The organism is Streptomyces sp. NPDC007905 (assembly GCF_042959345.1).
Classification (GTDB): domain Bacteria; phylum Actinomycetota; class Actinomycetes; order Streptomycetales; family Streptomycetaceae; genus Streptomyces.
Window position 1 is genome coordinate 115,344 of record NZ_JBIBKS010000021.1, and the last position, 7,406, is coordinate 122,749.

The window sequence follows — 7,406 nt, forward strand, 5'->3', positions numbered from 1 at the left end:
ACAGCAGCGAGAGGTGATCGATGGGCGTCACGGACCCCGCCGGGCCGATGATGGACCGGGACGAGGTGGACCGTGCGCTGGCCCGGCTCGGCGCCGAGCACGAGGCGATCGAGACGTCGCTGCTCGCCCTCCAGGACCACGCGGGCCGCAGACTCCTCGAAGGTGCCGAACTGGCCGGCGTCACCAGGGAACGCTGGGCGGCCGCTGAGGCGTCCATCACCCTGCTGTGGGCCTACTTCGACGCCTACACGGCCGCGCTGCGCTCCGCCCGGGAAATCCGCGCCCGGCGCCGCTGGTCCAGCCGCGAGGACCTGATGGAGCTGACCGAGCTGCTGCGCGGCGAGGCCGTCACGGTTCCGGGCGGCGCCAGCAGCCACACGAGCAGGCTCAGCGAGGGCTTCTCGCTGGCCGCTCTGGTCGACCGGATGAACGAGCTGTACGCGTCGTCGCTGGACATGGTCGTCGCCGCCGACGCGGTCTGGTCGGCGCTGCCCGCGCGGATCGATTTACTCGCCGCGGAGCTCCAGCGCACCCGCAAGCTCGCGCACTCGGTCGGCGTACGCCCCGGCGAGCACCCGGCCGGAGACGACCTGGAGCGCATCACGCGCACGCTGACCAAGCTGCGCGAGGACGTGGTCCGCGACCCGCTGGCCTTCTGGGTGCCGGCCGAGGGCAGTTCGGCGCCCGGCGGCGGCCGGCCGGACACCACGGTGTACGACCGTGAGGCGCGCGCCCTGGAGGACGTACGGCGCGAGATCGACGCCGTGCTGACGGTGCGGCAGGACGCGGAGGCACGGCTGATCCGGCTGCGGGACGTGCTCTCCCGCGCGGACCGCACCCTCGCCGAGGCCCGCACCGCGCGCGGGGAGGTGCTCGCCAAGATCGCGGCGACCGAGGTGCCCGTGGTCAGCGGCCCGCCGACCGTGCTGCAGGAGCAGCTGGCGACCGCCGCGGAGTACCGGCGGCAGGCGCAGTGGCACCGGCTCTCCCCGCTGCTGGAATCCCTTGAGCAGCGGGCCGAGGACGAACTGCTGCGCGCCCGCGAGTCGTTGACGGCCGTCACCGCACCGCTCGCGGTCCGTGCAGAGCTGCGCGGCCGGCTCGACGCGTACAAGGCGAAGGTCGCCCGGCACGGGCTGGCCGAGGACCCGCTGCTGGTCGAGCGGTACGACGCGGCCCGGCGGATGCTGTGGAGCGCGCCCTGTGACCTGCGGGTGGCCGAGCAGGCGGTGCTGCGCTTCCAGCAGGCGGCGGCCGACCTGCTCGGCACACCGAGGGTTCCCCACCAGAGCGGGCCACAGGACCGTAGGAGTGAGTCGTCATGAGTCAGGCACAGCAGACGTGCCAGCGGCCGGGCTGCGAGGGGACGTACGAGGACGTCGGCGGCGGTGAGCTGTACTGCGACACCTGCGGCCTCGCCCCGGTCGTCGCCGCGGCTCCCCTGCTCCGGCGAAGCGGGGAGCCTGGGGACGGCACGGTCGGCTCGCCCCCCACGGGGATCACCAAGGGCTCCTCCGCGAACAGCAGTTCACGCTCCAGCTCGCGTACGTCGTCCCAGTCGTCCAGGTCACGGCGCTCGGTGTCGGGGCGGCTCTCCCGCTCCCTGTCGGGCAACTCCACCGGTCGCTCGGTGTCGGTGCGCAGCTCCGGCTCGTCCTCCGGCACCTCCACGCGCGGGCGGCTGGGTGCCGGTCTGGTCTCGGTGCCGCAGGTGCCGCGGCCCGACCCGCGCGCGATGGTGCTGGAGAATCCGGAGGTGCCCGAGCGGAAGCGGTTCTGCTCGCGCTCCGACTGCGGGGCTCCGGTCGGCCGGGCGCGGGGTGACCGGCCCGGACGCACGGAGGGGTTCTGCACCAAGTGCGGGCACCCGTACTCGTTCGTGCCGAAGCTGAGGGCCGGGGACATCGTGCACGGCCAGTACGAGGTCGCGGGCTGCCTGGCGCACGGCGGTCTGGGCTGGATCTACCTCGCCGTGGACCGGGCCGTCTCCGACCGCTGGGTGGTGCTCAAGGGCCTGCTGGACACCGGCGACCAGGACGCGATGGCGGCCGCGATCTCCGAGCGGCGGTTCCTCGCCGAGATCGAGCACGCCAACATCGTGCGGATCTACAACTTCGTGGAGCACCTCGACCAGCGCACCGGCTCCCTCGACGGCTACATCGTCATGGAGTACGTCGGCGGCAAGTCGCTGAAGGAGATCGCCAACGCCCGCCGCACACCCGACGGCAGGCGGGACCCGCTGCCGGTGGAGCAGGCCTGCGCCTACGGCATCGAGGCCCTGGAGGCGCTCGGCCATCTGCACAGCCGCAACCTGCTCTACTGCGACTTCAAGGTCGACAACGCCATCCAGACCGAGGACCAGCTCAAGCTGATCGACATGGGCGCGGTGCGCCGCATGGACGACGACGAGTCGGCGATCTACGGCACGGTGGGCTACCAGGCGCCGGAGGTCGCCGAGGTCGGTCCGTCGGTGGCGAGCGACCTGTACACGGTGGGCCGTACCCTCGCGGTGCTCACCTTCGACTTCCAGGGGTACACGAACGTGTTCGTGGACTCCCTGCCCGACCCCGACAACATCGAGGTCTTCCGCCGCTACGAGTCCTACTACCGGCTCCTCGTGCGCGCCACCGACCCGGACCCGGCCCGCCGGTTCGCCTCCGCGCAGGAGATGTCCGAGCAGCTCACCGGTGTGCTCCGCGAGGTCGTCTCGCTGCAGACCGGGCAGGCCAGGCCCGCCCTGTCGACGCTGTTCGGTCCCGAAGTGAGGGTCACCGACGCGGAGTTGTTCCCCAAGCTGCACGAGGACGTGTCGCGGCTGGGGTCGCGAGCGGTACGGAACGCGGGGGCCACCCCCGCGCTGCCCCCGGCGGCCCTCGTCAAGCCCGTCGACACCCCGGCGGCCGCCCTCGCCCTGCCCGTGCCGCTGGTCGACCCGAACGACCCCAACGCCGGTTTCCTCGCGGGGTTGATGGCGTCCGCGCCGGCCGAGCTGATCAGCGCGCTGGAAGCGGCGCCCGTACGGACCGTCGAGACCCGGCTGCGGCAGATCCGCGCCCGGCTGGAGAGCCGCGACCACCAGGGCGCGCTGATGTCGCTGGCCAAGCTGGAGGAGGAGCGGCCGGACGACTGGCGGGTGGTGTGGTACCGGGGCGTGGCCGCCCTGGTCACCGGCGACTTCGAGGGCGCGGCGCTCTCCTTCGACGCGATTTACGACGCCTTCCCCGGCGAGGCCGCGCCCAAGCTGGCGCTCGGTCTGTGCGCGGAGGTGCTCGGCCAGTTGGACAACGCGGCCGAGTACTACCGCCTGGTGTGGGCGACCGACCCGAGCTTCGTCAGCGCCGCCTTCGGTCTCGCCCGGGTCCAGCTCGCGGCCGGGGACCGGCGGGCTGCCGTACGGACCCTGGAGTCGGTACCGGAGTCCTCCATCCACTACACGGCCGCCCGGGTCGCGGCCGTACGGGCCCGGCTCAGACAGCGCACGGCGACCGCCGGTGACGTACCGTTCCTGGACGACCTGACCGCCGCCGCCGGCCAGGTCGAGGCGCTGGAGGCGTACGGCCTGGATCCGGCCCGGCGCGAGCAGTTGTCCGCCGAAGTGCTCGGCAGCGCGCTGGACTGGATACTCTCCGGAGGCCAGGGCACCGACCGGTCCGCCGCCGGCGGACCGGTGCTGCTCGGCAGCGGTCTGGACGAGCGGGGCCTCCGCTTCGGCCTGGAGCGCGCGTACCGCACGCTCGCCCGGCTGGCGCCCGGCGGCGAGGAGAGGATCGAGCTGGTGGAACGGGCCAACCGTTACCGCCCCCGGACGTGGGTGTAGTTGATGTCGCAGATGCCCCAGCAGGCCGCACTGTCGAAGTGCCCGAGCTGCGCCGAGCCGCTCGAGTCGGGTGACCTCTTCTGCGGCGCGTGCGGATACGACCTGTCCGTCGTGCCCGCCCCGCCGCAGGACCATCCGACGCTCACCATGACCGGCTCCTCCGCGCCCCGGGACGGCGTGGACTGGCCCGCCCCCGAGCCGACCGGCTCCGGCAGCACCCCGCCCGCGGTGCATCTGCCGACCGATCTGCCCGGTACCGACTCGGGCGGCAAGCCCCTGCACCCGCAGGAACCGGCCGCGCCCGGTGTCCGCTTCGACCGGGCCCCGGAACCCGAGGAGTACCCGCTGCAGGCGCCGGACCCGCGCGCGGCCGTCGACGCCGCCGACGCCGCCACAACGGTGCCGGCCGACCCGCAGAAGGTCTGCGTGGCCTGCCGGGCGGGCCGGGTGGACAGCGACGGTTACTGCGAGAACTGCGGGCACGCCCAGCCCCGGGAACGCGACCACATGGAGCAGGAGTCGGGCCCGGTCGCCGCGGTCAGCGACCGCGGCCTGCGCCACCACCGCAACGAGGACGCCTTCAGCGTCGGCCACACCGCGCTGCCCGACGGCTCGCCCGCCGTCCTGGCGATCGTCTGCGACGGCGTGTCCTCGGCGACCCGCCCCGACGAGGCCTCCGCGGCCGCCGCACAGGCGGCCGGTGACACCCTGCTGGCCGCCCTGCCGCGCGGCACCCACCCGCAGCAGGCGATGCACGAGGCGATCGTGGCCGCCGCACAGGCCGTCAACGCGCTTGCCGAGGAGCCGGCTTCGGCCCGCGAGCACGCCCCGCACCAGAACGCCCCGGCCTGCACCATCGTCGGTGCGGTGGTCACCTCGGGGCTGCTGGTGGTCGGCTGGGTCGGCGACAGCCGCGCCTACTGGGTGCCGGCGGACCGTGGCACGCCCTCGGCCCGGCTGACCGAGGACGACTCCTGGGCCGCACAGATGGTCGCGGCCGGGCTGATGAGCGAGGCCGAGGCGTACGCCGACGAGCGCGCCCACGCGATCACCGGCTGGCTCGGCGCGGACGCCTACGAGCTGGAGCCGCACACCGCCTCCTTCAAACCGGACCGGCCCGGTGTCGTGGTGGTGTGCACGGACGGACTGTGGAACTACGCCGAGACGGCCGAGGAGATGGGCGAGGTCGTCCCGCCGGACGCGGTCGCGCAGCCGCTGCACAGTGCCCGGGTTCTGGTTGGCCACGCCCTGGACGGCGGGGGCCACGACAACGTAACAGTGGCCGTCCTGCCGTTCCCGGCGCCCCCGCAGGGGGCAGGATCGGCCTGAGGCAGTAAAAATCGGGGAAGCCTCGACGGGCCGGAGGGGACCGGTCCGTCCACACGCATTGCCTCGCGTCGACGGGGTGTCCGAGGGGGATATGAACCAGCATGGCCATTTTCGCGAAGCCGAACGTGCCGCAGTTCTCGGTGGATGTCTACCAGAACGAGTACCTGCCAGAGGGCGGCAGTGAGGTCAACGCCATCGTCACCGTGACGGCGACCGGCGGCGGCACGGTCGGCAGTGCCGCCGCGGTCCAGCAGCACCTGAACACACCCGGCCGGGGCCCCTCCGCCGCGGTGGTGATCATGGTCGACTGTTCGGGTTCCATGGATTACCCGCCGGCCAAGATGCGCAACGCCCGCGACGCCACGGCCGCCGCCGTCGACACCCTGCGCGACGGCGTGCACTTCGCGGTGATCGGCGGCACGCACGTCGCCAAGGAGGTCTACCCCGGTGGCGGACGGCTCGCGGTCGCCGACGCCACTACGCGCGAGCAGGCCAAGCAGGCGCTGCGCCGGCTCAGCGCGGGCGGCGGTACGGCCATCGGCACCTGGCTGCGGCTGGCCGATCGGCTGCTGTCCTCGGCGGACGTCGCCATCCGGCACGGGATCCTGCTCACCGACGGACGCAACGAGCACGAGTCGCCGGAGGACCTCCGGGCCGCGCTGAACGAGTGCGCCGGGCGGTTCACCTGTGACGCGCGGGGCGTGGGCACCGACTGGGAAGTGAAAGAAGTCACAGGCATCGCCTCGGCGCTGCTCGGCACGGCCGACATCGTCGCCGACCCGGCGGGCCTGGCCGCCGACTTCACGCGCATGATGGAGACGGCGATGGGCAAGGAGGTCGCCGACGTCGCTCTCCGGGTGTGGACGCCGGTCGGTACGACCATCAAGTTCGTCAAGCAAGTGGCGCCCGCCGTCGAGGAGTTGACCGGCCGGCGCACGGAGGCCGGACCGCGTGCCGGGGACTATCCGACCGGGTCCTGGGGCGACGAGTCCCGCGACTACCACCTGTGCGTCGAGGTCCCCGCGGCCGGTCTCGGACAGGAGATGCTCGCCGCCCGGGTCTCCCTGGTCGTCCCACAACCGGACGGAACGGTGCAAAACCTCGGCGCGCAGGGGCTCGTACGGGCCGTGTGGACCGACGACATGACCGCCTCGACCTCGATCAGCCCCCAAGTCGCCCACTACACCGGGCAGGCCGAACTGGCACAAGCCATCCAGCAGGGGCTCGACCTTCGCAAAGCGGGCGATTTCGATGGAGCAACGGCCAAGCTGGGGCGCGCTGTTCAGCTCGCGAGTGCCTCGGGGAACGCGGATACTGCGAAACTGCTTGCGAAGGTAGTGGACGTGGTCGACGCGGCGACAGGTACTGTGCGACTGAAGGCGAAGGTCGAGGAGGCCGACGAGATGACTCTCGAGACCCGGTCCACAAAGACTGTTCGTGTAAAGAAGTGACCACGCAGGACTGAGCAGGACCCAGAAGGAGAGGGGGAAGCGCCGACATGCCGACCTGCCCGAACGGACACCAGTCGGGTTCCGACGACTGGTGCGAGGTCTGCGGTCACCGCATGGCCGGTGCCGTACCCCCGCCCCCTCCGCCGCCACCGGCCGCCGGCGGCTACGGCTTCCCGCCCCCGCAGGGCGGCCGGCCCGGCGGCCGCCCGCAGGCGTCCGGTGCGCCCGAGCCGGAGCTGTGCCCGCAGTGCCGTACGCCCCGTGAGGGCGGCGCGCCCTTCTGCGAGGAGTGCCGGTGGAACTTCCTGACCAACACGGCCACTTCCTACACCCCGGCCGCTCCGCGCCCGCCCCAGCCCCGCTTCCAGCCGCCCAGCGCGACCTACGGCGGCGGTGACGGGTACGAGTACCAGGGTTCGCGTCCCTCGCAGATGAACCGGCCCGCCGAGCCGATCCCGTCCTTCGGCAGCGAGCCGTCGGGGCCGACGCCGTTCGCCGGCGAACGCGGCCCGTCGGGGCCGCCGTCCACCTCGGGCGGCCAGGGCGGCCCGGGTGCCTTCGGCGGTGACCGGCGCCCGTCCGCTCCCCCGCCGGGCTTCGGTGGCCAGGGACAGGGTCCCGGTGGCCCCGGCGTTCCCGGCGGCCCGTCCGGTTTCGGCGGTGGACAGGACCAGGGCCGCGGTGGACCCGGTACCCCCGGCGGCCCGTCCGGATTCGGCGGTGGACAGGACCAGGGCCGCGGTGGACCCGGTACCCCCGGCGGACCGTCCGGATTCGGCGGTGGACAGGACCAGGGCCGCGGTGGACCC

At 73.2% G+C, this 7,406-nt stretch carries 4 protein-coding genes and 1 pseudogene; all 5 read left to right on the plus strand.

Annotation, left to right across the window (positions count from 1 at the left end):
• The first annotated feature begins 20 nt into the window (after window positions 1–20).
• Entirely contained in the window at window positions 21–1,325 is a 1,305-nt protein-coding gene (locus ACFZDC_RS31700) for a hypothetical protein (protein WP_391329227.1), read from the plus strand.
• Window positions 1,322–3,817 (plus strand): tetratricopeptide repeat protein, encoded by a 2,496-nt coding sequence (locus tag ACFZDC_RS31705; protein WP_391329228.1) that lies wholly within the window; start codon window positions 1,322–1,324, stop codon window positions 3,815–3,817. Before ACFZDC_RS31700 ends, ACFZDC_RS31705 begins: the two co-directional genes overlap by 4 nt.
• Window positions 3,818–3,820: 3 nt before the next feature.
• Window positions 3,821–5,146 (plus strand): protein phosphatase 2C domain-containing protein, encoded by a 1,326-nt coding sequence (locus ACFZDC_RS31710; protein WP_391329229.1) that lies wholly within the window; start codon window positions 3,821–3,823, stop codon window positions 5,144–5,146.
• A 101-nt stretch (window positions 5,147–5,247) separates the two neighbouring features.
• Window positions 5,248–6,597 (plus strand): VWA domain-containing protein, encoded by a 1,350-nt coding sequence (locus tag ACFZDC_RS31715; protein WP_391329230.1) that lies wholly within the window; start codon window positions 5,248–5,250, stop codon window positions 6,595–6,597.
• Between the two features lie 47 nt (window positions 6,598–6,644).
• Window positions 6,645–7,406, plus strand: a pseudogene (locus ACFZDC_RS31720) (phosphopeptide-binding protein); the annotation flags it as partial.